26 protein-coding genes are annotated in these 26,171 nt (G+C 36.3%); 10 read left to right on the top strand and 16 right to left on the bottom strand.

Translation table 11 applies throughout. The features are described from left to right. Nucleotides 1–58: 58 nt before the first annotated feature. The 4 genes from FCR2A7T_RS10250 to FCR2A7T_RS10235 all read left to right on the top strand — a co-directional run bounded on the left by FCR2A7T_RS10250 (nucleotide 59) and on the right by FCR2A7T_RS10235 (nucleotide 3,743). Nucleotides 59–1,093: a formimidoylglutamase gene (locus FCR2A7T_RS10250; protein ID WP_035118237.1), complete on the top strand. Its 1,035-nt coding sequence runs from the start codon at nucleotides 59–61 to the stop codon at nucleotides 1,091–1,093. Nucleotides 1,094–1,154: 61 nt separating this feature from the next. Continuing rightward, a complete protein-coding gene (locus tag FCR2A7T_RS10245) occupies nucleotides 1,155–2,417 on the top strand; it encodes a DEAD/DEAH box helicase (RefSeq protein ID WP_023571217.1) in 1,263 nt (420 codons plus the stop codon). Between the two features lie 19 nt (nucleotides 2,418–2,436). Further along, nucleotides 2,437–3,195, top strand: coding sequence for a phosphatase PAP2 family protein (locus FCR2A7T_RS10240; RefSeq protein WP_023571216.1), 759 nt, complete (start codon nucleotides 2,437–2,439; stop codon nucleotides 3,193–3,195). 98 nt (nucleotides 3,196–3,293) lie between these two features. Next, complete coding sequence (locus FCR2A7T_RS10235; protein ID WP_023571215.1) at nucleotides 3,294–3,743, top strand: Hsp20/alpha crystallin family protein; 450 nt, start codon at nucleotides 3,294–3,296, stop codon at nucleotides 3,741–3,743. A gap of 110 nt (nucleotides 3,744–3,853) precedes the next feature. Here FCR2A7T_RS10235 and FCR2A7T_RS10230 read toward each other — a convergent pair whose 3' ends face one another. From FCR2A7T_RS10230 to FCR2A7T_RS10220, 3 genes are all read right to left on the bottom strand, one after another. Then, on the bottom strand, nucleotides 3,854–5,953 hold the full coding sequence (locus tag FCR2A7T_RS10230) for a tetratricopeptide repeat-containing hybrid sensor histidine kinase/response regulator (protein ID WP_240471521.1): 2,100 nt from the start codon (nucleotides 5,951–5,953) through the stop codon (nucleotides 3,854–3,856). A 291-nt stretch (nucleotides 5,954–6,244) separates the two neighbouring features. Beyond that, entirely contained in the window at nucleotides 6,245–7,936 is a 1,692-nt protein-coding gene (gene ettA / locus FCR2A7T_RS10225) for an energy-dependent translational throttle protein EttA (RefSeq protein ID WP_023571213.1), read from the bottom strand. Between the two features lie 132 nt (nucleotides 7,937–8,068). Beyond that, a complete protein-coding gene (locus tag FCR2A7T_RS10220; RefSeq protein WP_023571212.1) occupies nucleotides 8,069–8,836 on the bottom strand; it encodes an oxygenase MpaB family protein in 768 nt (255 codons plus the stop codon). A gap of 190 nt (nucleotides 8,837–9,026) precedes the next feature. On the opposite strand from FCR2A7T_RS10220, the gene FCR2A7T_RS10215 reads away from it, so the two are divergent. Next, nucleotides 9,027–9,317, top strand: coding sequence for a hypothetical protein (locus FCR2A7T_RS10215; RefSeq protein WP_035118498.1), 291 nt, complete (start codon nucleotides 9,027–9,029; stop codon nucleotides 9,315–9,317). Nucleotides 9,318–9,481: 164 nt separating this feature from the next. Here the strand turns inward: FCR2A7T_RS10215 and FCR2A7T_RS10210 are convergent, their stop codons facing one another. The 5 genes from FCR2A7T_RS10210 to FCR2A7T_RS10190 form a co-directional block, all read right to left on the bottom strand. Then, a complete protein-coding gene (locus FCR2A7T_RS10210; protein WP_023571210.1) occupies nucleotides 9,482–9,658 on the bottom strand; it encodes a CAL67264 family membrane protein in 177 nt (58 codons plus the stop codon). Between the two features lie 93 nt (nucleotides 9,659–9,751). Beyond that, nucleotides 9,752–10,171, bottom strand: a complete 420-nt coding sequence (locus FCR2A7T_RS10205; RefSeq protein WP_023571209.1) for a hypothetical protein — start codon at nucleotides 10,169–10,171, stop codon at nucleotides 9,752–9,754. An 88-nt stretch (nucleotides 10,172–10,259) separates the two neighbouring features. Next, nucleotides 10,260–10,727 (bottom strand): hypothetical protein, encoded by a 468-nt coding sequence (locus FCR2A7T_RS10200; protein ID WP_023571208.1) that lies wholly within the window; start codon nucleotides 10,725–10,727, stop codon nucleotides 10,260–10,262. A gap of 60 nt (nucleotides 10,728–10,787) precedes the next feature. After that, nucleotides 10,788–11,195, bottom strand: a complete 408-nt coding sequence (locus FCR2A7T_RS10195; protein ID WP_023571207.1) for a hypothetical protein — start codon at nucleotides 11,193–11,195, stop codon at nucleotides 10,788–10,790. A gap of 100 nt (nucleotides 11,196–11,295) precedes the next feature. Further along, entirely contained in the window at nucleotides 11,296–12,138 is an 843-nt protein-coding gene (locus FCR2A7T_RS10190; protein ID WP_023571206.1) for a tetratricopeptide repeat protein, read from the bottom strand. A gap of 575 nt (nucleotides 12,139–12,713) precedes the next feature. Here FCR2A7T_RS10190 and FCR2A7T_RS10180 point away from each other — a divergent pair. Beyond that, nucleotides 12,714–13,424, top strand: coding sequence for a hypothetical protein (locus FCR2A7T_RS10180; protein ID WP_023571205.1), 711 nt, complete (start codon nucleotides 12,714–12,716; stop codon nucleotides 13,422–13,424). A gap of 90 nt (nucleotides 13,425–13,514) precedes the next feature. Here the strand turns inward: FCR2A7T_RS10180 and FCR2A7T_RS10175 are convergent, their stop codons facing one another. The 3 genes from FCR2A7T_RS10175 to holA all read right to left on the bottom strand — a co-directional run bounded on the left by FCR2A7T_RS10175 (nucleotide 13,515) and on the right by holA (nucleotide 16,651). Then, complete coding sequence (locus FCR2A7T_RS10175) at nucleotides 13,515–14,576, bottom strand: tetratricopeptide repeat protein (protein WP_023571203.1); 1,062 nt, start codon at nucleotides 14,574–14,576, stop codon at nucleotides 13,515–13,517. 237 nt (nucleotides 14,577–14,813) lie between these two features. Further along, the gene (locus FCR2A7T_RS14820) at nucleotides 14,814–15,578 is read right to left on the bottom strand and encodes a type II CAAX endopeptidase family protein (protein WP_023571202.1); all 765 of its coding nucleotides are present in this window, start codon (nucleotides 15,576–15,578) and stop codon (nucleotides 14,814–14,816) included. A 68-nt stretch (nucleotides 15,579–15,646) separates the two neighbouring features. Further along, the gene (gene holA / locus FCR2A7T_RS10165) at nucleotides 15,647–16,651 is read right to left on the bottom strand and encodes a DNA polymerase III subunit delta (RefSeq protein WP_023571201.1); all 1,005 of its coding nucleotides are present in this window, start codon (nucleotides 16,649–16,651) and stop codon (nucleotides 15,647–15,649) included. Nucleotides 16,652–16,724: 73 nt separating this feature from the next. Between holA and FCR2A7T_RS10160 the strand changes: the two genes are divergently transcribed. From FCR2A7T_RS10160 to FCR2A7T_RS10150, 3 genes are all read left to right on the top strand, one after another. Further along, on the top strand, nucleotides 16,725–17,174 hold the full coding sequence (locus FCR2A7T_RS10160; protein WP_023571200.1) for a type I restriction enzyme HsdR N-terminal domain-containing protein: 450 nt from the start codon (nucleotides 16,725–16,727) through the stop codon (nucleotides 17,172–17,174). A 20-nt stretch (nucleotides 17,175–17,194) separates the two neighbouring features. Next, the gene (locus tag FCR2A7T_RS10155) at nucleotides 17,195–18,190 is read left to right on the top strand and encodes a glycosyltransferase family 2 protein (RefSeq protein ID WP_023571199.1); all 996 of its coding nucleotides are present in this window, start codon (nucleotides 17,195–17,197) and stop codon (nucleotides 18,188–18,190) included. A 75-nt stretch (nucleotides 18,191–18,265) separates the two neighbouring features. Next, nucleotides 18,266–19,099 carry an OmpA/MotB family protein gene (locus FCR2A7T_RS10150; RefSeq protein WP_023571198.1) on the top strand — a complete coding sequence of 278 codons (834 nt, stop codon included), beginning with the start codon at nucleotides 18,266–18,268 and terminating at the stop codon, nucleotides 19,097–19,099. A gap of 111 nt (nucleotides 19,100–19,210) precedes the next feature. Here FCR2A7T_RS10150 and FCR2A7T_RS10145 read toward each other — a convergent pair whose 3' ends face one another. The 4 genes from FCR2A7T_RS10145 to FCR2A7T_RS10125 form a co-directional block, all read right to left on the bottom strand. Continuing rightward, nucleotides 19,211–19,831: an L-threonylcarbamoyladenylate synthase gene (locus tag FCR2A7T_RS10145; RefSeq protein ID WP_023571197.1), complete on the bottom strand. Its 621-nt coding sequence runs from the start codon at nucleotides 19,829–19,831 to the stop codon at nucleotides 19,211–19,213. A 282-nt stretch (nucleotides 19,832–20,113) separates the two neighbouring features. Next, nucleotides 20,114–22,444, bottom strand: coding sequence for an ATP-dependent helicase (locus FCR2A7T_RS10135; RefSeq protein WP_023571195.1), 2,331 nt, complete (start codon nucleotides 22,442–22,444; stop codon nucleotides 20,114–20,116). Between the two features lie 115 nt (nucleotides 22,445–22,559). Beyond that, on the bottom strand, nucleotides 22,560–23,759 hold the full coding sequence (locus tag FCR2A7T_RS10130) for a carboxypeptidase-like regulatory domain-containing protein (RefSeq protein ID WP_023571194.1): 1,200 nt from the start codon (nucleotides 23,757–23,759) through the stop codon (nucleotides 22,560–22,562). 69 nt (nucleotides 23,760–23,828) lie between these two features. Beyond that, nucleotides 23,829–25,001 (bottom strand): carboxypeptidase-like regulatory domain-containing protein, encoded by a 1,173-nt coding sequence (locus FCR2A7T_RS10125; RefSeq protein WP_023571193.1) that lies wholly within the window; start codon nucleotides 24,999–25,001, stop codon nucleotides 23,829–23,831. Between the two features lie 99 nt (nucleotides 25,002–25,100). On the opposite strand from FCR2A7T_RS10125, the gene FCR2A7T_RS10120 reads away from it, so the two are divergent. Continuing rightward, nucleotides 25,101–25,619 carry a DUF7935 family protein gene (locus FCR2A7T_RS10120; protein ID WP_023571192.1) on the top strand — a complete coding sequence of 173 codons (519 nt, stop codon included), beginning with the start codon at nucleotides 25,101–25,103 and terminating at the stop codon, nucleotides 25,617–25,619. 35 nt (nucleotides 25,620–25,654) lie between these two features. Here FCR2A7T_RS10120 and FCR2A7T_RS10115 read toward each other — a convergent pair whose 3' ends face one another. Beyond that, on the bottom strand, nucleotides 25,655–26,146 hold the full coding sequence (locus FCR2A7T_RS10115) for a hypothetical protein (RefSeq protein ID WP_023571191.1): 492 nt from the start codon (nucleotides 26,144–26,146) through the stop codon (nucleotides 25,655–25,657). Nucleotides 26,147–26,171 lie beyond the last annotated feature (25 nt).

The following is a 26,171-nucleotide window of genomic DNA, read 5'->3' as shown; positions in this document are numbered from 1 at the left end:
TTATTAAACGAAAGTTTTACAGAAAATAGTATTTTTGGCTACAACATTTACTGTTTTTATGGACAAACTTATTCGTTTTACACTAAGCGACTTAACAAAAATAACCAACCACAGAAGTACCGAAATTAAATTTGGGGAACGTATTCAAACCGTGCCTAAAGAAATGGATACGCTCGAATTTCTGGAAAGCAGTGATGCCGAATTTGTGCTTTTCGGAATACCCGAAGATATTGGTGTACGCGCAAATTTAGGTCGTCCCGGAGCTGCATCTGCCTGGGAAAGTACTTTGAAAAGTATTGTTAACATTCAGAACAATCGCTTTTGTAAAGGAAGCCGTCTGATGATTCTAGGCCATTTGGACGTAAAATCAGAAATGGAAGAAATTGAAGAGTTGAGTATTAACAATAAAGAGGATCGAAAGAAGTTCTTCAAACTCGTTGATAAAATTGACAAGGAAGTTTCCCATATTATAGGTAAAATTGTAAAAGCCGGAAAAATTCCAATCATTATTGGTGGCGGACATAATAATGCCTACGGAAACATTAAAGGTTTAGCTTTAGCCAAAGGAAAACCGGTAAATGCCATAAATTTTGATGCTCATACCGATTTCCGAGCCTTGGAAGGACGTCACAGCGGAAACGGATTTTCCTATGCGTATGAAGAAGGTTTCCTGAAAAAATACTTCGTTTTCGGTTTACACGAAAGTTATACCTCAAAAAGCATACTGGAAAATATAAAAAAAGCAGAAGATAAAGTAAAATACAATACTTACGAACAAATTGCCGTACGCAAGGAAAAAAACTTTGAATCGGAAATGGAATTGGCCCAAAAACACATTGGTACCGACCCGTTCGGAATCGAAATTGATCTGGATGCTATTCCGAATATTCCCAGCAGCGCTATGACTTTAAGCGGTTTTTCGGTAGAACAATTACGTCAGTTTCTAGATTATTTCGGGCAACATCCAAATGTTTCATATCTGCATATTTGTGAAGGCGCACCCGATTTGGATTTTGAGAAAAACAATCATCTCGTCGGAAAATTAATCGCCTATTTAATTACCGATTTTATGAAAGCAAAATCGATTAAATAACAATGTCGAAATTTTAGAGTACTTTTGTAAACGATAGTCAATAAACACTATCGTTTTTTTTATGCAATTTGACGAACTAAATTTACTCAAAAATATACAGCACGCGATAGCCGATGAAGGTTACACAAATCCAACCCCTATTCAGGAAAAATCCATTCCGATTATATTAGACGGAAACGATTTGGTAGGCTGCGCGCAAACCGGAACCGGAAAAACAGCGGCTTTCGCTATTCCTATCCTAAATCTTTTACACCGTATTGTTGGTTCTTCCAGCAAGACAAAGCACATCCGAACGCTTGTAGTTACTCCAACTCGTGAATTAGCCATTCAGGTGGCCGAAAGTTTTGATACCTACGGAAAATATACCAATATCAGAACATTAGTGATTTTTGGCGGTGTGAATCAGATCTCGCAAGTAGACCAACTAAAAAAAGGGGTCGACATATTAGTGGCTACTCCCGGACGTTTGTTGGACTTAAACAAACAAGGTTTCATCGACTTGAACCATTTACACCATTTGGTTTTGGATGAAGCCGATTTGATGCTAGACATGGGATTCATTAATGATGTGAAGAAAATCATCAAATTAACGCCGGATAACCGACAAACACTGTTGTTTTCTGCAACCATGCCGATAGCCATCCGTGAGCTTGCTGACAGTTTCCTGACAAAACCCGAATATGTTTCCGTAGCTCCGATTTCAAGTACTGCCGAAAAAGTGAATCAGAAGGTTTATTTTGTTGATAAGGAAAATAAGAGAAATCTTTTATATCAGATTATTGAAGGTGAAAAACTGGAAAGCGTTTTGGTTTTCGTGCGTACAAAACACGGCGCCGACAATGTGGTAAAAGCCCTGAAAAAACAAAACATCAATGCGGAAGCCATTCACGGAGACAAATCGCAAAATGCACGTCAACGTGTGCTGGAAAGTTTCAAACGCAACGAAACCACTGTTTTGGTGGCTACCGATATTGCAGCTCGTGGTATTGACATTGAAATGTTACCTTATGTAATCAATTTTGATTTACCGAATATTCCGGAAACCTACGTACACCGCATTGGTCGTACCGGACGTGCCGGAAACTCGGGTATGGCGATTTCATTTTGTTCCAGAGACGAAAAAACGTATTGGCAGGATATTGAAAAACTAACGCGTCAGAAAGTAAAAGTGGTTACAGATCATCCTTTTCAGTGGAGCGAAGTGAATCCTGATGCAAAACCGGATTTGAGAAATAAAAAGAAACCTCAGGGTCCAAAGAAAAAACCAGAATCGAATTCACGAAAATCGGAAGCTTCCAAAAAAAATAAAAAACGTTGGTATTAACATGTATTACAGGTAATTTATGATTTTAAAGAAATTATTTTCATTCTTCTTTCTGACCTTGGTTTGTCTTGTAAATGCACAAGAAACAAAGCAAAAAGATACAATTACAGATAAAAATTTAAAATTCAATTACAAACAGTTAATCATTCCGGCAGGATTAATCGGTTATGGAATTATTGCATTGGACAATCATGAGCTGCTTGGAATAAATACGCAAATTCGCACCGAAGTATATGAACATATTGACGAAAAAGTATCCATTGATGATTTTTCGCAATATGCTCCCGCTGCAACGGTTTATATTCTGAATAATGTTGGTGTGGATGGTAAAAACGATTTAAAAGACAGATCCATTATTTTAGGAACATCTTATTTAATGGTTGCGGCAACGGTGACCGGATTAAAACATATTACAAAAGTAGAAAGACCCGATGCTTCTTCTTTTAATTCATTCCCCTCAGGTCACACCGCAACCGCTTTTGCAGGCGCAGAATTCATGTGGCAGGAATACAAAGATGTTTCGGTTTGGTATGGCATCTCCGGATACCTTGTTGCATCTGGAACCGGTATGTACCGAATGTTTAACAACAGACATTGGCTTACAGATGTTGCAGCCGGAGCCGGAATTGGAATTCTGAGCACTAAAGTAGCGTATTGGCTATTCCCATATACCAATAAATTATTTTCAAAAAAAAATAAGAATGTTGAATCGGTCGGAATCCTTCCTTTTTACAATGGTAAGCAAACCGGAATTGGGATGGCCTTAAAAATCAACTAACTGATTAACAATACATTAACCTTAATCATATTGTTGTTTTTTCTTTTTTTCAGTATTTTTATAATGTAAACTATTTAATAATTTTAAATACAAACATTATGGATTTATTAGCAAACAGTGGTTCAAAATCAACCACACATTCGTTATTAGACGAGTTTTTCCCCAAAGACATTATGGAGTGGAGTTTCAAAAATTTTACCGACATCGGCAGCACCATGCCATCGGTAAATTTATCGGAAACCGAACGTGAGTACCAAATCGATTTGGCTGCTCCCGGAATGAAAAAAGAGGATTTTAAGGTTGAAATTGAAGATAAAACCATATCCATTGCTTCGGAAAAAGAAGAAAGATCAGAGGAAATGAACAAAAAAGAGAATTATACCCGAAAAGAGTTCTCTTACAGATCGTTCTGCCGTTCGTTCCATCTTCCGGATGCCGCTGAAACCGAAAGAATCGAAGCGACGTATAAAGACGGAATTCTTCATATCACAATTCCAAAAAATTCAAATCGTTTATCAAATAGCAAAAAGAACATCCCGATTCATTAATTCGAAAGTTGAACTGTTACTGCATTTTTAAAAAATTAATCGTGAAATCAATTGATATGTTAACTGGTTTCACGATTGATTTTTCTGTAAAAATATAAAGTCTTATTTCGTTACACTTTGGCTTTGGTTTCTTCCTCTTTTTTATTTGAAATATGGATTATCATTTTATACAAATAATTGGGATCAAATGGCTTAACAATAACTTCATTCATTTTAGAAGCCTGAACCTGTTCGATAATTTCCTGTTTATCAAAAGCCGTTACTGCAATAATTGGCGTTGTAACTCCTTTTTTACGAATCAATTTTGAAGTGTCAAATCCATTTATTTTTGGCATGTTGATGTCCATCAGAATTACATCAAAAACTTCATTTTCAAGTACTTTCAACGCTTCATAGCCATCATCGACAATAACACTTTCAAAATGACGGATATCCAAAATTTTCTTGGTAACAATCTGATTGATTTTATTGTCTTCCACAACCAGAATTTTATAGGTACGTTCTTCGGAGAAATCGACTTCTAGGTTTTTCAGTAAATCATTCCGTTTGGTCTCATCAGTGTCGAAACCTATGGTGAAAATCATTTTTGTACCTACATTTTCTTCACTTTCACAATGAATTTCACTACCATAAAGATTTACCAATTGTTTTACAATCGATAACCCTAAACCGGTTCCCTGATAATCGTCTTCTTTACGCTCAATCTGAACAAATTTTTCAAATATTTTTTGCTGATGTTCTTTTGCGATTCCGATACCATTATCAATAACCATAAAAGTCACAAAGCAAAATGAAGCTTCGTTTCGCTCCAATTTGGCAACAATTTTGACTTTACCATCTTTCGTAAATTTTAATGAGTTGCTTACCAGATTCATGAAAATCTGAGACAAACGCACTTTGTCGCCAATGATGAATTCCGGAATGGCCTCATCAACTTCCAAACATAACTTGTTGTTGTTTTTTACGGACAGGAACTGTAAACTCTCGACTATGGAAGTCAACTCGTCGGAAAGGTTGAAAATTGAATTTTCCAACACTATCTTTTTTTCTTCGATTTTGTAAACCTGAAGAATATCATTCACAAGAGAAAGTAAATACTTGGCCGAAAACTTAAGCGATTTGAGATAGGTGCTGTTTTTCAGTTCTTTGTGTTCATCGGCAATCAAATCAGTAATTCCAACCACTCCGTATAAAGGTGTGCGTAATTCGTGGCTGATGGTAGAAATGAACTGTGATTTCAGTAAGGAAGCTTCCTCGGCCTGTTCTTTGGCCACAAGCAATTCTTCATTGGCAATTTTCAGTTTTCGGTTGGACTTTTTTCGTAGCTGATTGCTTCGGTAAAGCGCATAAACCAACAATAACAAAACGAAAAACACAACAATAAACATTACCACAACAAGCTTGGTTTGTTTTAGTCGGTCATTTTGTTTTAATTTTTCAACCTCTATCTTGTCAATTTCCCTTTTATATTCGTCGAGTTGAATACTGGAACCGGCAACATTAACTTCTTTTACCCGTTCAATATTGTAAATCTTGTCTTTTAAATCATTGTATTTATCCAAATACAGATAAGCATTTTTATAATCTTTTATCTTGAAGTAAAATCTCGAAAAATCGTCGTAAAGTTCGGATACATTTGTTTCAAGCAATTCCACTTTATTATTTTCGCAAATTTTCAATGCGTTTTTAAATGAAGCTTCAGCTTTAGCAAATTCATTACGATAGGCGTAATAAGAACCGTATAATGAATTCATGGAAAGGCTGGATTCCATAATGTCCAGCTTTTTCACCAATGGTTCGGCTTTTTTTAAATAAGGATACCCGGAAAGATATTCTTCTCTTGCAAAATAAGCCGCTGCGATATTCAGATTTGAAAACATAATTTCGGTACTGTCTTTTATCTTTTCAGAATAAACCAATGCCTTTTTATAGTTTTCAATACCTTTTTTAAAATCGACTTTTCTGAAACAATACAGATTTCCTAGATTGTTATAAAGCCATCCTTTTAAAGTATCATTCGTAGTTTTATTAGCGTATTTTATTCCGTTATTATAAAAACCGGCGGCTTTTTTGTAATCGGAAAATTCCTCGAAGTTTAAACCTATCAGATTGTACGAGCGGGCAATTAACTGGTTGTCTTCTATTTCATAAGCTTCATTAAGTGCTTTTTTTGCATAATCCAATGACTTATTACACTCTAATTTATTCAAATGCTCTCCCGATTTCGATAATAAATCTAAAATAGTCCTGCGACTGACACTTTCAGATTGCGCCTGAACGCACTGAAAAATCAGCACAAAAAACAGTAGAAATAAATAAAATCGGTTAGTTTGCATTAAAAAATTAAAAAGTACAATTTACTAAACCCTACCCAAATAACATTCAAAAAAAACATGGAAAATTTCAAATTTTGTTAAATTATTTAACATTTGTTTAGACTTGTTCTTTTTGTATTATTTATCCGAAGAAAAAAAGCGACCCTAAGGCCGCTTTTCTATTATTTAGTTTCTGATCAACTTTTTGTATTTGATTCGCGTTGGTGCCACATCACCTAAACGCTTCTTACGATTCTCTTCGTAGTCAGAGAAACCTCCTTCAAAGAAATATACCTGAGAATCGCCTTCAAATGCTAAAATGTGCGTACAAATTCTGTCCAGGAACCAACGGTCGTGGGAAATAACCACCGCACAACCGGCAAAATTCTCCAAACCTTCTTCTAAAGCACGAAGTGTGTTGATGTCCAAATCATTCGTTGGCTCATCCAGTAACAATACGTTCCCTTCTTCTTTCAAGGTCATCGCCAAATGCAAACGGTTACGCTCTCCACCAGAAAGCGTTGCCACTTTTTTATTCTGGTCGCTTCCGCCAAAGTTGAATCTAGACAAATAAGCTCTAGAATTTACCTGACGTCCGCCCATCATAATTAATTCCTGACCGTCACAGAAGTTTTCCCAAATGGATTTGTTTGGATCGATATTGGAATGCGATTGGTCTACATAAGCAATTTTCACCGTATCTCCGGTTACGAATTCACCGCTATCGGGTTGTAATTCATTCATAATCATTTTGAAAATCGTGGTTTTACCAGCACCATTTGGTCCGATAATTCCAACAATTCCTGCTTGTGGTAAAGTGAAATTCAAATCGTCATACAACAATTTGTCTCCGTATGCTTTTGCAACGTGTTTCGCTTCGATAACATTGGTTCCCAAACGCGGTCCGTTAGGGATATACAATTCTAATTTTTCGTCAAGTTCTTTTTGATCTTCGTTCAATAATTTATCGTAATTCTGTAAACGTGCTTTTTGTTTGGTCTGACGGCCTTTTGCTCCCTGACGTACCCAATCCAACTCGCGCTCTAACGTTTTACGACGTTTGGAAGCTACTTTTTCTTCCAATTCCATACGTTTCGATTTTTGATCCAACCAAGACGAGTAGTTTCCTTTCCACGGAATACCTTCACCTCTGTCCAATTCCAAAATCCAACCCGCTACATTATCAAGGAAATAACGGTCGTGCGTTACTGCAATAACTGTTCCCGCATATTGTTGTAAATGTTGCTCTAACCACAATACCGACTCGGCATCCAAGTGGTTGGTAGGCTCATCCAATAACAATACATCGGGTTGTTGTAATAACAAACGACATAAAGCCACACGACGTTTTTCACCACCGGACAATACACTAATTGGTGTATCCGAATCCGGACAACGCAAAGCATCCATAGCAACTTCCAGTTTGTTATCAATCTCCCAAGCGCCTGCAGCATCAATACGATCCTGCAATTCGGCCTGACGATCCATCAGTTTCTGCATTTTGTCGGCATCCTCGTAGACTTCCGGAAGTCCGAACATATCATTAATTTTATTAAACTCATCCAAAATCGCCATTGTTTCGGCAACCCCTTCACGAACTACTTCAATAACCGTTTTGTTTTCATCTAACAATGGCTCCTGTTCTAAATAGCCAACAGTATAATTAGGTGCAAACACCACATCACCCTGATAGTTTTTATCAACACCCGCAATAATTTTCAGCAATGATGATTTACCGGAACCGTTCAAACCTAAGATACCGATTTTAGCTCCGTAGAAGAAACTCAGATAAATGTCTTTTAAAACCTGCTTGTTTGTGGAAGAGTAAGTTTTACTCACCTTCGACATCGAAAAAATTACTTTCTTATCGTCTGACATAGTGCAATTTATATTGTTACTTGTTAATAATCTTCAAAAACTTTTGAATTAAATCTAAACGCAAAGATAGTCCTAATTAAAAAGAAAGCAAATGCTGAAATTGGAATCTTAGCAATTCATCCGTTAAATCCTTTATTGCTCTGAATATACATCCAGTTCTTTTATCTGTTCTTGGTATTCGGATGGCAAAAGAATGTTCTTGACAAAACCATCCAACCTCATCGCTCTACTGATTTTATACATTGGCACTACCGGCGTCAACAAAGAAAAATTACTTAAATTCAATAAACTTTTTACTCTTTCTGGAACCACTAATTTCTGACCTTCAATCAAAATCCTGAATCGAATACTTCCTAAATGTTTTTTATACTGTCTGAATAGGTCTTCTGAAAACGCACTTTTTTGGAGATTCCCAATTAAATGTTCCTTTCGAACCGGAAGCCATGCCTTATAGTTGGGCGGTAATCCTTTCAACCCCATTCTTATTCCCACACGGTAAAAAACATTGTAAACTTCTTCTTTTTCGTCATCGGTTAATTTATTTTCGAGCAATTCATGCGCTGCAATTGAATAATATATTAACATAAAAAGAACATCGCGATACGCCCAATCCGGAATTGCTGCACCGCGGTTTTGTTCTACAGCAGTATGAATTTTTCGCATGGTATCAATAGTGCTGTTAGCCTCATCCATCGACGAAAAAACAATTTTCCGCGCATACCGAACGGTAGAAAACAACCTACCTAAGGGATCCGAAGGCAGCTTCCCGGTAAAATACAACCAATCGACCGCCTTATTGAGTGCAAACTCGGCAGCAGCTCCGGCAAAAATAAAAAGTATCGTATCACTCTTCCCCCAGATTTTTCGAACAACAGATTTTTTCTCAACAAAGAATTGCATAGCATCAAATTATTTGCTGCTAAATTATGAAATTTTCAAACATAAAGTACTTTGTATTTCAAAGTTTATTATATTTGTATCGATCAAATCTGGTTTCACACTAAAATTTAAAAAAGATAAACCACACAAAACGAGTAATTTAAAAACAGTGCATAAATTCAATAACCTAAAAAAACAAAACGCTATGATTATGATGATGCAAAACAAAAGACTTACAGCTATCATGTTTACAGTAACATTTTTATTACTGATACCACTAATCGCAATGCAATTTACAGAAGAAGTAAATTGGTCATTTTCCGACTTTATTGTCGCAGGTTTTCTGCTATACGGTACTGGAATGCTGTGTGAATTTGTACTGAGAAAAGTAACCAAAATTCAATACCGAATTGCCATTTGTGCGGTAATCTTGCTTTTGCTTCTACTTGTTTGGGCAGAACTTGCCGTGGGCATTTTCGGAACACCGTTTGCTGGTTCATAACTTTCGATTTACAAACAGTAAGCATTTAAAACAAAAGGACTTTAGTCAATTCTAAAGTCCTTTTGTTTTAAATGTCCGAAGCAAATCAGAATTTCTAAAAAACCGCAAACAAAAAAATCCGAATCAAGACTCGGATTTTCATACTACTATTGCTGTATTCTGATTTATACTCTTCCTTTCAAAGCGTTAAATACCCATGCATTTGCAAGGAATCCAACACCCACAGCCGCAAATCCCCAGCCTGCCACATCGGCATAACGGTAAATTCCAAGACCGATTAAAAGCAATCCCATAATTACCATGATTAAGGTTGCCCATCCTAAAACCGTATTTTTATTCATCATTGTTTTAAAGTTTAATCATTTGAGGTGGGCAAATATCGGTATTTTAATTGTTTTTAGAAAGTATTTCTGTTTCAGAATAATAGAAAACAATTATCCTTGTTTAGTAACAGAAGCCAATTTAGCACCCAGCCATCCCATAGGGATATAAGCTCCAACAAGATCCAGAACAGAAAACCAAACCGGCGATGGCAACTGATACACCATCATGGCGCCACCTACAAGGAAACAAACGCCTATTCCGAGTGCAATTCGCATTTTGTTGGTTGCTGCAAGCCGTGCAGCAATAAAAGCTGCGGTTAAAGTACCCAAAGCATGGGCCAGAAACGGAAAAATAAAATGCTGGGGTTCAAACAAATGCATGGCAGCTTTTAAGCCTTCTACTGTTGTAACGTCAGCCCCTTCCGGCGGCGGTATTATTGAGCCACTGATAGAAATCAGGCTCCCGTTTACAAAAGTACCCACGATAATTCCTATCAGGACCGCTAAAATGTTTTTTACAATCGGATGCATAGTTTTTGTTTTTGGTTGATACTGCAATATACTATTTCCTTAGTGTAGTAACAAATCGTGAAAAGCTGTCCGTAACCACTATAACATTTTATTGTTTGCGTTTTTCGGGATGATAATCATAATAATCCGGATGCTCCTGCCGCTGCCAGTCCCATTTAAAACCGGTTTTCATAATATCGACACCAAAATCTCTCTTACATGAAAATAAATTATCCGGATTTACCACAAACAACATGTTAAATCCCAATAACAACAGCGTTACGATAAACAGTAAAATGGTAATTACTTTCGGAATCCGGATGTGCCACACAAAACGATGAATCAGATAAACCACACCCAACCAAAACAGGAAATAAACGGCAAGATCAACCGACAATTCGAGCAGAAAAAACTGAGAAGACATGGAAGTATGAAATCCCTGGCAGGTATAAATCAACGGGAAACCATACATAATGGTGTCTGGACCGTCCACTACCAACACATACCACCATTTAGTAAACAGTAAAAACGACATTATCGTTAACGGAAAAACCAATTTAAGCACTAACTGTTTCATTGTGTCTTACTTCCTAATGGTTCTGTACACAGAATTTCATCAAAGGCAGGTTGTGTTTTCTTATACAATCCTTTCAAAATCAACGGTAATTCTCTCTTCTGTAGGTCTTAAAAACAACAGATATACAATTATCAGTATTCCCAATACCATAAAATCCGGTTTTATAAATAACAGCGCAAAAGCCGCCCCTTCAAGAATAGCCCACCGGATAACGGAAGCCGTCTGATACACCGGTAATTTCTCCAAAAGGTCCTGTTTGGGGTTAACTTGCTTTAATTGCATTTTGAACAAAAAGTTACTCAATACGAAAGCCATAACCGGAATAAGTACATAAACAATTTCGGAAGAATCAATAGTTTCGATTTTTAAGGTTTCAATTGAAAACTTTCCTATCGTTGCATACGCAATAATTACTCCGCCACATATGGCAAGATGTATGGTTTGAAGTACTTTTATTTTTTCTTTCATGGTAATGTTTTAAGTGTATTTATTTAAATCTTATTTTGGGAAATCTGTTGACTATAATTTCTAACCCTTCCATTACAGAAGACCAATATCCTTTCGAATTTTAATTTGTGCTTAATTCTTTCTTCAACCTTTCTACATAAGGGCCAAATTTTTTGTCATTATCAATTTGTGTTTTTTTTATCCACTCGTTAAATTTTTTAATATTCTTTTGGCGAAAGTACACTCCTAAAATATTAAAAGCATTTTCTGCATTATAGGTTTTATCAGCAATTTCAGCTACTACCTTATCATAAGTTTTTACAGCATCATCCAGTTGATCATTATGTATTTGTGAATAAAGAAGTTCTTTATAGATGTAGGCATCTTTGGGTTCGGTTTTGAGTGCTGCTTTTAGAATACTGATTGCCTTTTGAGATTGACCCAAGCAATTATATGAAAAGCCTAATTCAACTCTAAGCCCTTTATAGTCGGGATTAATTTTATTTGCTTTTTCCAAAAATTCCAATGCTTTGGCACATTCGCCCCAACCATTATACATATATCCCCATTTATATAAACGCTCAATGGTATTTTCATCTTCTTTATAATATTTGAGCCATTCAGGAAACTTGGAAACTCCCAATTCTGCAAAATGTGATTCCGGAATAATTGCGACCAATACATTGTTAGGTTGTAATCGATGTTTAATAGCCCCTTCCATTTCCTTTTTTTTAAGAAGGTACTTCCCATTGCTGTCAATTTTGAAAGAACCTGAATAATCGAATGTTAATCCCGCCTCTGAATCAATGTATATAAAACCAAAAATATGTGATCCAAGAGAGTCGGCTGAAAAAGCTACCCATTTGTCTTCGCTTTGCGTAAATTTTGTATTGAAATTTAATTTATCTTGAGCAACAGAATAAATTGTCGAGAATAATACGATAAACAAAATAAGTTTCTTCATAATACTGTTTGGTTAAAATTGATTGTAACTCCTAAATACATGAACCCCAAAAGCCAATCCAATCAACACCGGATTCCTTTAGCAGTTTCACCCCGCCAAACTACAAAAAACCAATAGAATTTCCGAATTTTCTTATCAACACTACGGCCGAGTTATTCACATAACAACAACACGCTATCGTAAATTCATTCTTTTTCATTCTTTATCTGTCTTTCTGCATTCATTATCTGTATCAGCGCATTTATTATTTGCTTTAACGCATCTTTATTTTACTTCGGCGCAGCCGTTATCTATCTCAACGCATTCTTTATTTGCTCCAACGCATCCTTTATCTGCCTTGCCGCATTCATTTTCTATATCGGCGCATCTTTTATTTGCCCTGTCGCATTTCTATTTCACATCGGTGCAACTGCATTTGAAACACCTGCTTTTCTTCTTCATAAATCAACATTAAAAAAACAAAAAATGTTTTTAATTTCTTACAATTAAATTTTTGTTTATCAATTAGCTTTTTTAATTTCGCAAAATAATTCTTACGAATTAAATACAAAAACACAAATAGTAAACCACACAACATGGCAACACCTTCTCAGGCATCTTATGCCGCTCGTCTCGCAAGAGCAGAACAATTTTATCAGTTCATCAGCAACTTTCAAAACTATGATCCCGGTATTCCGGAGCTCACTCCTTCAGGATTTCAGTTATTGGTATCGCAACTGAGTACCATTCAAACCGAGCACACAACCACCCATCATGAATTTTCGGAAGCAGTACGAATGCGTAAAAACACTTTCAACGCCAATCCGGATTCCATCAGTAAAAAACTCACGTTAGTCAACTCCTACATTAAAGCAAAATCAGGGGTAAACTCACAGCAATTTATAGATGTTAATAAATTCGTTCGAAAAATCAGAGGCGAAAAGCCACTTCCGGTTACGTCAAACTCTACACAGGAATCCATCAGCCGTTCTGAAAAATCGTATGGAAGTCAACTTCAAAATTTCACCGATATTATTACCCTTTTACAACAATTCGGCACCAATTATGACCCAACTAACGTAGCCATTAAAATTCCTGCATTAAATACTTTGCTAACGCATGCCACAACCGTAAACAACGCGGTAACTCAAAAGTTCAGTGCCTATCAGCCAAAGATAAACGAACGTCAAACCGGTTTCAAAACCCTGTCCGAAACCACTTCCCGAATCAAAGAAATGGTAAAATCACAATACGGTACAAAATCCACAGAATACAACCTCATCAAAGGATTAGATTTCAGAAAATAACCCTAAAAAAAGGGACATTCTTACCGAATGTCCCTTTATATTTCAAATGATTTTCGAAATTATGCTTGCGAGTTGCAAAAGGAATTTCAATTATTTTCCTTTCCAGTTAAATGCCTTATTCCAATCATAAAACTTCGCTACATCGTTTTTATGGGAATTCAGCCATGCTTGTACCACTTCGTCTTTAGAACCTGAAAAAGCGATATAAGCAAAAGGCTCTATAAGTCCCTTAGCTTTCATTTCGGTGAAATAAGGTACGTAGTAATCCCAGTAAAAACCGTAATTATCTTTTTTGGATTCTTCCAATGATGAAAAGAAAGTCCCTGTTTTACGAATGAATCGCTCGATTTGGGTTTCATTTTTATATTTATCATCATAATCTAACGCGGCATCCATGGACAGAATCAAATCGGTCGATTTGAAACTATTCTCTTTTTGCTTCCCGTCAAATCCTTTAAGAATATTGGAATCTAACTGAAGTGTAATCTCATTTTCTCCTTTCTTTTCCGCATTGGCTGTCATTATCCTCTTAATGTAACTCAGATTTTCAGCTCCTCTTGAGCTTTTAGGTTCCAATACCATAAAACGATAATATGCTAATAGCGCTCTAACCCTCGTTTCACTGTTGTCTGATAATCTTCCCAAAGCATTGTGGGAACCGGGATGATTAGGGTTCAAGGAAACCGATTTTTCAAAACTCATTATAGCTTCATCGATTTTATTCATACCGGCCAATGTCACCCCTTTATTGTAATACAGTTGATAATAATTTGGGAAATCTTTAATTCCTTTATTATAGATTTTTACCGACTCTTCTGGTTTTTTCAAGCCATCGTAAGCATTTCCGTAACACACATAAAGTGTTTTAAAACCGTTATCAACGGAATGCCTTTTAAATGCTTTTTCACAACATTCAATTGCCAAAGCATATTTACCTGCAGCATTTAATGTCATCGCCTTTTCGGTAAGCGCAAAAAGATTATCCTTATCTGCTTCCAATGCTTTATCATACTTAATTAGTGCGTTTTCATAATCACCCTTGTCATGATAAACAATTCCTTCTTCAACAAGATTATTTGCTTCCGTGCTGTTCTGACCAAACGTTACACCACTTAATAAAGTAAGTACAAATACTAAAAATCTTTTTTTCATAAATTTTACAGTTTAATGATATTTTGAGGCATTTTCCACATACAAAAATGAATTATTATTTAATATTTACAACATTGAAATTTGAAATAAGGGATAAAATACCACATTTTAGTGAGGAGCTATCACTAAATTTAGTGATACACATTCGGCAATTGTAATAGAAAAGGGACACTCTTACCGAATGTCCCTTTTTACACTATATATTTTAAATTAATTACTGCTTTCCTTAACAATGATTTATACTGTTGTTGTCCCTGAGTTGAAGTCGGCACTAACAGTTTTTGACACCAACCACACTATCGGTAAAATTGCAATCATACAAAGGGCAAACAAATAATTCGGACTAATACCACCTTCATTAGTATCCGTTTGGATAACATTATGGGTAACATGAAAAAACACATTGCCGGCCCAATGCATCATTCCGGTAAACCATAAGTTTCCTGTATTCAAAAGCGGAACAATAAAAACAAGACCAAGCATAAAAATATACGACCAGGATTCCGGCCCATCCGTCAAACGGTAAATATGATTTAAAAGATAAACAAGAGCTGAACATAAAGCCAACAACACTGGTTTTAAAGTAGTATGAAACTGCGAATACAGAATTCCGCGGGTGAGAATATCTTCCGAAAACGAAGAAAATAAAACCCCAAAGGCAAACGGAAGACTCATCGTAACCATCGTTTTAAGATTTGGCACATTGATAACTTGTTCCACTCCTAATAAAAGACTAACCCCAAAAGGCAATCCGTACAGCAATATTCCCATTACTAATCCAATGCCCGCCAGTTTAAACACTTTTCTGTTAAACGGCAACCCCCAAGCTTTCAATCCGTTCCCGGAATACCAGTTCCCAAGAAACCATGCCAAAACGAAGAACAATCCCTGGAGCGCTAAAAACCCAATGACATTATTTTTAAAAACAATCATGTATTCTGCTCCATGATAAACTAAAAAAAGTAAAACAAAAACAACAATTATCTTCCAATAGTGCTTCATTATAAAACGTTTAATTTATTCTTTATTTGTAAAGCTTGCTTCTCTGCCTTCTCCCTCTTCCTCTTCCTCTAATTAAATATCTTCACCAACATCTCCTTAAGCAAATCGTGTTGCGAAATATTATTGGCGCCCACCCCTTTACTTTTCACATCAATATCCCGAAGCGTACTCACAATCGCGCTCACTTTCTTCATCGGATAGTTCTTCAGCGCCACATCATAATCTTTCAGGAAATACGGATTCACTTTCAGCATTTTTGCGGCGTTGGCCGGACTTTTGTCTTTCAGTCCGTGATACTGTAACAACTGTGTAAAGAAGCCGAACACTAATCCGATAGTCAGCACAATTGGATTGTCTTTTGGGTTTTGTGCGAAGTAATCCGCTATCTGATACGCTTTCAGTTGGTTCTTTTCGCCAATCGCCTTACGCAATTCAAACGGGTTAAAATCCTTACTGAAACCGATATTTTCCTCGATAACTGCCGGTGTAATCGTTTCTCCGGGCTTTAGGATAATCGCCAGTTTGTCGATTTCATTTGCAATTCTGCTTAAATCGGTGCCTAAGAAATCTACAAACATCGCTGCGGCTTTCGGTTCGATGTTAAGTTTCTTGCCGGCCAACACGCGTTTCATCCAATCGCCCACCTGATTTTCATACAGCTTCTTACTTTCGAAAACCACACCCACTTTGTCCAGTGTTTTGGTAACTTTCTTGCGTTTGTCGAGCGTTTTATATTTGTAGCAGATAACCAAAACCGTTGTAGGCTGTGGGTTTTCGGCATACGATTCTAATTTATCAATCGTTCGGGACAATTCCTGTGCTTCTTTTACAATCACCACTTGGCGGTCGGCCATCATCGGAAAACGTTTTGCGTTCCCAACAATGTCTTCTATCGTTACATCGCGTCCGTACAAAACGGTTTGGTTAAAATCGCGTTCGTGTTCCTGTAAAATATTATTTTCGATGTATTCCGATAACTTATCAATGTAATACGGCTCCTCGCCCATTAAAAAATAAATCGGTTTGATGTTTCCGGCTTGTATGTCCTTGATGATTCTTAAAACTTCGTCCATGGTTCTTCTGTAGTCAGTATGCAGTGTTTGGTAATCAGTTGTTTCTAATTCAATTTAAAATTATATTTGCTTCATGCAAAAACTGAATTTCCCTGCGTATGCGTTTCGGTTCAAAAATAGTGAAAATAAAGTCGCTGTGTTTGATGAAATCCGTAAAAAATTTGTGGTCCTCACTCCCGAAGAATGGGTGCGCCAACACGTAGTACAGTTTCTGCTAACCGATAAAAATTATCCTAAATCGTACATTAACGTTGAAAAAGTGCTCAAAATAAACGGCATTACCAAACGGTATGACGCGGTGGTTTTTAAACCCGACGGCAGTATTTTTCTGCTGATAGAATGCAAAGCGCCCGAAGTTCCCATCTCGCAAAACACTTTCGATCAGATTGCCCGCTACAATATGACACTCAAAGCCGATTATTTAATGGTAACCAACGGACTAAATCATTATTTTTGTAGGATGGATTTTGAAAACGAGCACTATCAGTTTCTTCGGGAATTGCCTGATTTCAAAAACCAATAACCAAATCCGCGATTCATCTTTTGAAAAAAACAGCAGTAGTCATCTTAAACTGGAACGGTGTAAAACTATTAGAACAGTTTTTACCCTCGGTGATCCAACATTCTCCTGAAGCTTCTATATATGTTGCCGATAACGCTTCTACTGATACTTCCGTGGAATATATCAAAACCCATTTTCCTTCGGTTACGATTATAGAAAATACGGCGAATTTCGGTTTTGCGAAAGGCTATAATGAAGCGTTACGATTTGTAGAAGAAGATATTTATGCCTTGGTAAATTCTGATATTGAAGTTACCGAAAACTGGTTACAACCGATTGTTACCTTATTTGACAACGAACCTGAAACCGCTATTATTCAGCCAAAAATACTCGATTATAAGAATAAAGACTACTTTGAATATGCAGGTGCAGCCGGTGGTTTCATCGACAAATACGGATTTCCTTTCTGTCGCGGGCGCATCTTCGAAACCATTGAAAAAGATAACGGACAGTATAACGACACTATTGAAATCTTCTGGGCTTCCGGTGCCTGTTTCTTTATCCGAAAAGAAGTATATCGTGAACTGAAAGGTTTTGATGATGATTTCTTTGCCCATCAGGAAGAGATTGATTTGTGTTGGCGTGCCTTTAACAAAGGACACATCATAAAATATTGCGGAACCTCAACGGTTTATCATGTGGGTGGCGCTACATTAGAAGCCGGTAATCCCCGAAAAACCTTTCTTAACTTCAGGAATTCTGCCTGGATGATGCTTAAAAACCTTCCGGTATCGCAATTGTTTCCGGTGCTTTTCATTCGTATGTCTTTAGATGGTATTGCAGGAATCCGTTTTTTATTTCAGGGGAAACCCAAACATTTATGGGCTATTTTGAGTGCACATTTTTACTTTTACTTCCACATTTTCAAGTTTTTAGGCAAACGAGAAGGGATTCCGTCTAAAAATTACTTCAAAATAAATTCGATTGTTTATCGTTACTTCCTTAAAAACGGTAAGGTTTTTGATACTAATTTTTAACATTAGTTTATCGTTTTAAACTTTTGAGCCCTTTGGGAACTCTGTAACTTTGTACATCAATTAAAATCAATAATCATGAAGAGATTCTTTATTATCCTTTCAGTAGCCGCAATTTCACTAACATCGTGTGGATCGAAAAAGAAAATTGCTGAATTAGAAGCCAAAAACAAAGAAATTCAGGATTTGCTGAACAGCTGTACGGTTAAACTAAACAGTTGTCTTACCGAAAAAGATGCTTTAAGCAGCCAAAACGAATACCTGAAAAAAAACAACACCGATTTAATAAACAGTTCCAAAGAAATGACTGTTTTAACTACAAAAGGTGCCCAAAATCTTGAAAAGTCATTAGAGAGTTTAAAAGAGAAAGATCTTAAGATCTCCCGTCTTCAGGATGCTTTAACCAAAAAAGACAGTGTTACGTTAGCTTTGGTTACCAGTTTAAAACGTGAAGTGGGAATTGACGATCCGGACATCAATATTAATGTTGAAAAAGGAGTGGTTATGATTTCCATTGCCGATAACCTTTTATTCAAATCAGGAAGTTATGAAGTAAGCGACAGAGCCAAAGGCGTTTTGAGTAAAGTTGCCAAAGTAATCAACAGCAAACCGGATTTCGAATGTATGGTAGAAGGTCATACCGATAACGTGCCGATTAAAAACGCGGTATTGTTAGACAACTGGGATTTATCGGTTAAAAGAGCAACTTCAATTGTTCGTGTTTTACAGAAAGATTTAGGTGTAAATCCGAAACAGTTAATTCCTGCGGGAAGAAGTTCTTATATTCCGTTAGCGGATAACGATTCCCCGGCAAACAGAGCTAAAAACAGAAGAACCAGAATTATCATTATGCCGAAAATCGATCAGTTTTACGACATGATTGAGAAAGAAATGAAAGGTTTGAGTAAATAAGCCGAACGCAGATAGCAGTGTTCAGTGTTCAGTGTTCAAATTAAAAAAACGCCTTGATAATATCAAGGCGTTTTTTTTTCAAACTTTATTCTATTCTTTATCATCTATTCTCTACAGAATATCTAAACTTCCTTTTCCTTCACGGATAACTTCAGGTTCATGTCCGGATAAATCGATAATGGTAGACGCATGATTATCACCGTAACCGCCATCGATGACTAAATCGACCAGATTTTGCCATTTTTCGAAGATTAATTCAGGATCGGTAGTATATTCCAATACCTCATCTTCATCGTGAATGGACGTAGAAACAATCGGATTTCCTAACTGGCGAACGATTTCCAATGCGATTTCATTATCGGGTACACGAATACCTACTGTGGTTTTCTTTTTGAATTCTTTCGGCAGATTGTTATTTCCCGGTAAAATGAAAGTGTACGGCCCCGGTAAGGCTCTTTTAAGAATCTTAAACGTGGAAGTGTCAATCTGTTTCACATAATCGGAAATATTGCTTAAATCGCTGCATACAAACGAAAAATTGGCTTTTTCAAGCTTGATTCCCTTAATTTTTGCAATACGTTCCAATGCTTTGGTATTGGTAATATCACAACCTAATCCGTATACCGTGTCCGTCGGGTAGATAATCAATCCGCCTTCCTTTAGTACTTTCACTACCCTAGCGATTTCTTTTTCGCTTGGATTCTCGGGATATATTTTTATGAATTGTGCCATTTTATGAGGATATTTAATAAAGGTACAAGAAAAAAGGTTCAATAAATCGGCTGAACTTCATTGCTTTTATTCGTTACTATCGCTTTTAGGTTTGACCGTTAAACTCAAAATAAAACTTACTATCGAAGAAACAACTATCGAAATTAGAATTCGCGGTACTGTAATCTCTTCATTATTAATGAATTTTGGAATTACAACACCATTCATCAACGTAAACACAACAAAAAAAATGAAGAACGTCTTCCAGTTTACTTTTTTAAAAATATTCATAATCTTATAAGTTTATCCAATCACATCTAACTTCGCAAAACGCAACAATAATTTCTTGATTCCGCCAACCTCAAATTTGATTTCGGCTTTTTTATCGGCTCCGACGCCTTCCAGATTAAGTATCTGTCCTTTTCCGAATCTTTCGTGCATTACGACATTCCCTACCGCCAGATTATTATCAAACAAATTTGCTGAACCACTTGGCGCTGAACCCGAAACAGGCTTCAATTTACGAATATTTAAATTAGGACTTGGCTCATTACTGGTAATATGTTTCGGCGGTGTTCCTGCTATTGGTTTTGCCAAACGCAATTTCGATTTGTCTACATCTCCAAAAATATCGGTATTAATCATTGGTTTGTAACGATAATTGGTTTCTACCGGCGTTAAATATTCCAGATATTGCGAATCGATTTCTTCGATGAAACGCGAAGGTTCGCTGTCTACCAGTTTCCCCCAACGATACCTCGATTGCGCATAGGTTAAATACGCCTGATGTTCCGCACGGGTCAAGGCTACGTAGAACAAACGTCGTTCTTCTTCCAGTTCGCTTCGGGTGTTCATACTCATCGCGCTCGGGAACAAATCTTCCTCCATTCCCACTATAAATACGGTTGGGAATTCCAGTCCTTTAGCTAAGTGAATCGTCATCAAGGCCACGCGGTCGTCATCTCCGGTATCGTTATCTAAATCGGTTGCCAATGCGACATCTTCCAGGAATTCGGATAACGCACCACGGGCACCGTCAACTTCTTTTTGTCCTTCGATGAAATCCTTGATACCGCCCATTAAAACCTCTATGTTTTCAATGCGGGCAATCCCTTCCGGCGTTCCGTCTTTTTTAAGTTCCTGAATCAATCCGGTTTTCTTGGTAACGTGATCGGTTAAATAAAGTGCATCCTGATTTTCATTGATGATTTGAAAACTCTTAATCATCATCACAAAATCCTGCAACTTACTTTTGGTACCCGAATTCAGTTTTAAATCGATTTTATCGATATGTTCCATCACTTCAAAAATGGAACGTTTGTAATGATTGGCTGCAACCGTAAGTTTTTCAATAGTTGAATTACCGATTCCACGCGCCGGATAATTGATAACGCGTACTAAAGCTTCTTCGTCTTTCGGGTTGATGACCAATCGTAAATAACACAAAACATCTTTGATTTCCTTGCGCTGGTAGAACGACAATCCGCCATAAATACGGTAGGGAATATCTCTTTTTCGTAAGGCATCCTCCATCGCACGGGATTGTGCGTTGGTTCGGTATAAAATCGCAAACTGACCGTTCATCATTTGCTTTTGCATTTTTTCCTCGAAAATGGTGGAGGCTACAAAACGGCCTTCTTCCCCATCGGTTAAACTGCGGTGAATTTTAATTTTTGGTCCGAAATCATTGGCGGTCCAAACCACCTTCTCCAATTTCGTTTTATTCTTGTCAATGATTGTATTAGCAGCTTCTACAATATTTTTGGTCGAGCGGTAATTTTGCTCCAATCGGTACGTCTGAACACCTTCGTAATCTTTTTGGAAATTCAGAATGTTATTGATATTCGCTCCACGGAAAGCATAAATACTCTGCGCATCATCTCCTACCACACAAATATTTTGAAATCGGTCGGACAAGGCACGAACAATCAGATATTGCGAATGGTTTGTATCTTGGTACTCATCCACCAAAATGTATCGGAATCGGTCTTGGTATTTCGCCAAAACATCCGGAAAACGGTTTAACAACTCATTGGTTTTCAACAATAAATCATCAAAATCCATTGCGCCCGATTTGAAACAACGCTCTACGTACTGCTGATAAATTTCACCGATTCTTGGCTTTTTACTCATCGCATCGGCTTCCATCAGTTCGGGATTGTTGAAATAAGCTTTTACGGTAATCAGACTGTTTTTATAAGACGAGATTCTTCCGAAAACCTGTTTAGGTTTATAGATGTCTTTATCCAACTGCATTTCTTTGATAATCTGACCGATCAAACGCACGGAATCCTGTGCATCATAAATAGTGAAATTACTCGGATAACCTAATTTATCGGCTTCGATTCGCAATATCTTGGCAAAAACCGAGTGAAAAGTTCCCATCCAAAGGTTTTTTGCTTCGGGACCAACGATATCGGTAATACGTTTTTTCATTTCACGTGCCGCTTTGTTGGTAAACGTCAACGAAAGGATGTTAAAAGCATCTACACCTAAGTGAATTAAATTGGCAATACGAACAGTTAACACACGGGTTTTTCCGGAACCGGCTCCCGCAATTACAATCATTGGACCGTCTTTTTGCAGTACGGGTGCACGTTGCGCTTCGTTAAGCTGATTTATTATCTGTTGCATTTTATTGGAATCGCTGAGTCTCAAAGTAAACTGTATTTCTTAGTTCATGATATTATAATCGACAAAAATAAATATAAAAAAAAGACATTCAAGTGTTGAATGTCTTAATTATTCTTTAGTTTACTTTCGATTCTTTTTCGAGTTCACTAATAATCTTAGTTTCTTCGGCGGTTAAGACCATTGCTCCGGTGTTAAGCCAAAATTTAGTAGTATAGTTGTTTCCTCTTTTATAGAGAGATTTATCATCATAAACGGATTTTGGGTCGTAGCTGAAATCTTCTTTTTTATAATCGGTAACCACTAAATCACTTTTATATTCAAGAACCTCATCGAATTTCCTTTTGTTCCAAACTTTTATTTTCCCTTTCTTGGAAGAAAAAGCCATAACGTAATTACCGTTACTGATTTTAAATGATGTTTTTACTCTCATATCGAGTAACATCGCTTTTACAATAAGGATATTAATTACCTTAGAATATTTCAAATTGTCCAAATCGGAATAAATTTCAAAGTCGGAAATTAAATTGGTAGACGGGTCGTAAGCAATTACCCCTTTATACAAAAATTTTTCTAATGCTGCCTTGGGCTGAAAACTGATAAGATACACTTCATTGCCTGATTTTTCAGTTTTCGATTTCAATTCAAATTCATAATCCTCGTAATTTTTACTATCAAACAGAACTTTCTCAATCGTATAAAAATCATATTGACGACGTATTCCTAAACGAACATCCAAACCGGAAGCTATATCCTTGGTTTCATCATCATCAGTAATTAATTTTTCGGCCCTGCTTTGGTGTACAATTAAATCCGATTTTGTTTTTTTTGTTGTTCCGCTTATATGATAATCCAATAAGCCGTCGGTAAATCGTGTGTATTTATCGTTTACCCTAACAAACTCACGGTAATACGAGTTTAAAACGATTGGCTTGTTTAATTTTTCTTTTGAAGTAGCGATTACCTTAGCCAAAACTTCATGAATTGGCGATTTGGTAACGATTACTTCTTCCAACATTTGCTCGTTTGGTTCCAGTAAAACAATACTTCCTTTGTCGCTACAATCTGCCGAAAACAACATTTTAGCTTTATATCCCAAATGCGAAATTATAATTTCTGAAGGTTTTGAAACACTTAACTGGAAATCACCCTCCTCATTAGAAATGGTACCCAATGAAGAATTACTAACTACTACTGAAGCGCTTTGAATTGGTTCTTTAGTGACAGCATTTTGAAGCGTTACCCGAATTGTTTTTTCTTGAGCTGCAATTGTTCCAGCACAAATGAAAACAAATAAAAACAGGATGTATTTTTTCACTTATATTTATTTTCTCACAAATAAAGCAAAAAAAATTAAATGAAAAATCATTTACACACGATTTATTTTCTACAATTTATTCGCCAGACTTTCGATGATTTTCTTTTCTTCTTCGGTTGGAGTTAATCCGGAATCAAATTCCCAATAGTTGGTTAAAATGGTATTTCGTTTATTGAACAGGGATTTTTCTTTGTAAACATCGGTTTTATCATAAGGAACCGGTTTCGTACTGAAATTGGTGGTTACCAGATAGTTTTTGACTTCAATACGTTCTTCTTCTTTCTTTTTATTGGTGGTTTTGAAACCTATTTCTTCTTTGGAATTTGCCAAATAATAGTCTTTGCCATCGTTTTTATAGGTAGCATTAAAAACCGAATTAAAGATTTTTCCTTTAATCACTAAAAAATCGGTAACACCTTTGAATTCATATCGTTCGGTAAGTACGGAAGAATTAATTTCAATAATAATATTCTTTTTATAATCATAGACCACGAAAAAATCAGGCAAATATTCATCCAATGTTGGCAACGGTCGGATATTCATAATATAATAATCCTCATTCCCGGGATAGGTTTTAATCTCATACTCGTATTTTTTCTTCGAATAGGCTTCAACAACCTTATTCAGATATTTAAATTCGTAGTAATTCCCCATGATGTCGTTCAAGTTATAGCCTAACGTACTTTCATCAACCACATCATCAATAAGTCCATAAAAACGATTTTGTTCTACAAGAATATCGGTTTTAACATTCGTTGGTCTTCCCTGAATGTAGAAATTCAGAAGTCCATCATTAAAGGAAGTATATTTATCATTCCGTTTAAAAAACTCTCTGACATAAATTTTAAGATTTACCGGAATGGTTAATTTATCGCTGGAATTCTGAACCAGTTTTTTTAAAATTTCCTGTGGATGTTTTGTGGTGATAATAACCTCTTCCAGCGTTTTGTTACTGCTATCCATGTAAATGATATTCTCCTTCAGTTTTAAGGAAGCCGAATTGACCGTAATGGTTTTGTAAGAAGTATGTGAAATTTGAATCTTAGAAGGTTTTTCCAATGAAATTTTAAAAATACCGTCTTTATTACTGACCAAACCCTGTTTTGTATTGAGTACTGTAATCGAAGCGTCTTCGATTGGAAGGTTTGTTTCGTAATCTTTAAGAGCTACTGTAATTTCAACATTCTGAGAGAAAACATTGAAAGAAACAAATAGCAGCAAAGCAAGTAAGACCTTATTCATAGGTTTCTTTTGAGGTTAAACAAAAATAAATAAAAAGACTACAGTAAATACAAACCAATATTAATATTCTTTTATTTTTGTAGAAATAAAACAAAAAAAATGGATTACTCAAAAATCATTGAAATAGCAGCCTATTCACTTCCCTCATTGATTACGGGCGGAGTGGCCTATTATTTTTTTAATTCGTATTTAAAAAACGAAGAAGGACGAAGACGCTTTTTATTGCACAAAGAAGGTCAGAAAACAGCTTTACCTTTGCGTTTACAGGCGTATGAGCGAATGGCCTTGTTTTTAGAACGTATTAATCCGGGTAAATTATTGGTTCGGATTGCTCCGCTTTCTACCGATAAAAACGATTATGAAGCGCTTTTGATTCGCCATATCGAACAGGAATTTGAACACAACCTGACGCAACAAGTATATATTTCAGATGAATGCTGGAACATCATCCTTACAGCGAAAAATACGATTATTCAAACCATCCGAAAAACAACGTTACAGGTTGAAAATGCCGATAAGTTAAGAGAAACAATACTGACCAATTTAATGGAGAGTCAGTCGCCTACCGTATTGGCACTTTCTTTCATCAAAAATGAAATTGCCGAAGTAATCGGATAATAAAAAAAGCCCTGAAAAATTCAGGGCTTTTTTTATTATCTACTTCTGACTACATGGACAACACCGTTTAAGGTGTGAACCCCTGTATCATTGGTATATGTCCCGCTAAAAGTCAAATCTATATATTCCCCAATATTTCCATGATTAATCAAATTAAAAGACATAGTGTTTACTGGTGTATCTCCCCAACCGGCATATATACCTCCAAAAGGACCTGAAATACCATAATGATATGTGTCTGTTGTATATACTCCAGGAGTGCTTATATCTCCGGTTACTTGAATATTTTGACCAGTTGCTGTCCTTCCTACAACCCATAATTCTGTCCCTAATCCCCCTCCTAAAATTGGAATTGGACCTGCCCAATCAATATCATATGCAAAAATAGTTTCTCCACTATCTACTTGATACGAAATATATTCGGTAGCCAATGCATCTCTTTCCGAATTGCTGTCATCATTTCGATCACAACTAACAAATAATATTAAAGTAAAAATACTTCCCAAAAAAATATTCCTTAATTTCATATAACCTTTTTTTATAAAGATACTT

The sequence above is a fragment of the Flavobacterium cauense R2A-7 genome, from assembly GCF_000498475.1.
GTDB classification, from domain to species: domain Bacteria; phylum Bacteroidota; class Bacteroidia; order Flavobacteriales; family Flavobacteriaceae; genus Flavobacterium; species Flavobacterium cauense.
The sequence above is the reverse complement of the archived record's forward strand: the minus strand, read 5'-3'. Positions and strand labels throughout refer to the sequence as shown.

Coding starts and splice junctions, on each gene's coding strand:
- FCR2A7T_RS10175 (WP_023571203.1), bottom strand. CDS start 14,576: ATGAAAAAAAGATTTTTAGTATTTGTACTTACTTTATTAAGTGGTGTA.
- FCR2A7T_RS10145 (WP_023571197.1), bottom strand. CDS start 19,831: ATGGCACAATTCATAAAAATATATCCCGAGAATCCAAGCGAAAAAGAA.
- FCR2A7T_RS10160 (WP_023571200.1), top strand. CDS start 16,725: ATGCAAAAACTGAATTTCCCTGCGTATGCGTTTCGGTTCAAAAATAGT.
- FCR2A7T_RS10215 (WP_035118498.1), top strand. CDS start 9,027: ATGATGATGCAAAACAAAAGACTTACAGCTATCATGTTTACAGTAACA.
- FCR2A7T_RS10120 (WP_023571192.1), top strand. CDS start 25,101: ATGGATTACTCAAAAATCATTGAAATAGCAGCCTATTCACTTCCCTCA.
- ettA (WP_023571213.1), bottom strand. CDS start 7,936: ATGTCAGACGATAAGAAAGTAATTTTTTCGATGTCGAAGGTGAGTAAA.
- FCR2A7T_RS10190 (WP_023571206.1), bottom strand. CDS start 12,138: ATGAAGAAACTTATTTTGTTTATCGTATTATTCTCGACAATTTATTCT.
- FCR2A7T_RS14820 (WP_023571202.1), bottom strand. CDS start 15,578: ATGAAGCACTATTGGAAGATAATTGTTGTTTTTGTTTTACTTTTTTTA.
- FCR2A7T_RS10125 (WP_023571193.1), bottom strand. CDS start 25,001: ATGAATAAGGTCTTACTTGCTTTGCTGCTATTTGTTTCTTTCAATGTT.
- FCR2A7T_RS10200 (WP_023571208.1), bottom strand. CDS start 10,727: ATGAAACAGTTAGTGCTTAAATTGGTTTTTCCGTTAACGATAATGTCG.
- FCR2A7T_RS10205 (WP_023571209.1), bottom strand. CDS start 10,171: ATGCATCCGATTGTAAAAAACATTTTAGCGGTCCTGATAGGAATTATC.
- FCR2A7T_RS10210 (WP_023571210.1), bottom strand. CDS start 9,658: ATGAATAAAAATACGGTTTTAGGATGGGCAACCTTAATCATGGTAATT.
- FCR2A7T_RS10115 (WP_023571191.1), bottom strand. CDS start 26,146: ATGAAATTAAGGAATATTTTTTTGGGAAGTATTTTTACTTTAATATTA.
- FCR2A7T_RS10250 (WP_035118237.1), top strand. CDS start 59: ATGGACAAACTTATTCGTTTTACACTAAGCGACTTAACAAAAATAACC.
- FCR2A7T_RS10135 (WP_023571195.1), bottom strand. CDS start 22,444: ATGCAACAGATAATAAATCAGCTTAACGAAGCGCAACGTGCACCCGTA.
- FCR2A7T_RS10180 (WP_023571205.1), top strand. CDS start 12,714: ATGGCAACACCTTCTCAGGCATCTTATGCCGCTCGTCTCGCAAGAGCA.
- FCR2A7T_RS10150 (WP_023571198.1), top strand. CDS start 18,266: ATGAAGAGATTCTTTATTATCCTTTCAGTAGCCGCAATTTCACTAACA.
- holA (WP_023571201.1), bottom strand. CDS start 16,651: ATGGACGAAGTTTTAAGAATCATCAAGGACATACAAGCCGGAAACATC.
- FCR2A7T_RS10195 (WP_023571207.1), bottom strand. CDS start 11,195: ATGAAAGAAAAAATAAAAGTACTTCAAACCATACATCTTGCCATATGT.
- FCR2A7T_RS10235 (WP_023571215.1), top strand. CDS start 3,294: ATGGATTTATTAGCAAACAGTGGTTCAAAATCAACCACACATTCGTTA.
- FCR2A7T_RS10245 (WP_023571217.1), top strand. CDS start 1,155: ATGCAATTTGACGAACTAAATTTACTCAAAAATATACAGCACGCGATA.
- FCR2A7T_RS10240 (WP_023571216.1), top strand. CDS start 2,437: ATGATTTTAAAGAAATTATTTTCATTCTTCTTTCTGACCTTGGTTTGT.
- FCR2A7T_RS10220 (WP_023571212.1), bottom strand. CDS start 8,836: ATGCAATTCTTTGTTGAGAAAAAATCTGTTGTTCGAAAAATCTGGGGG.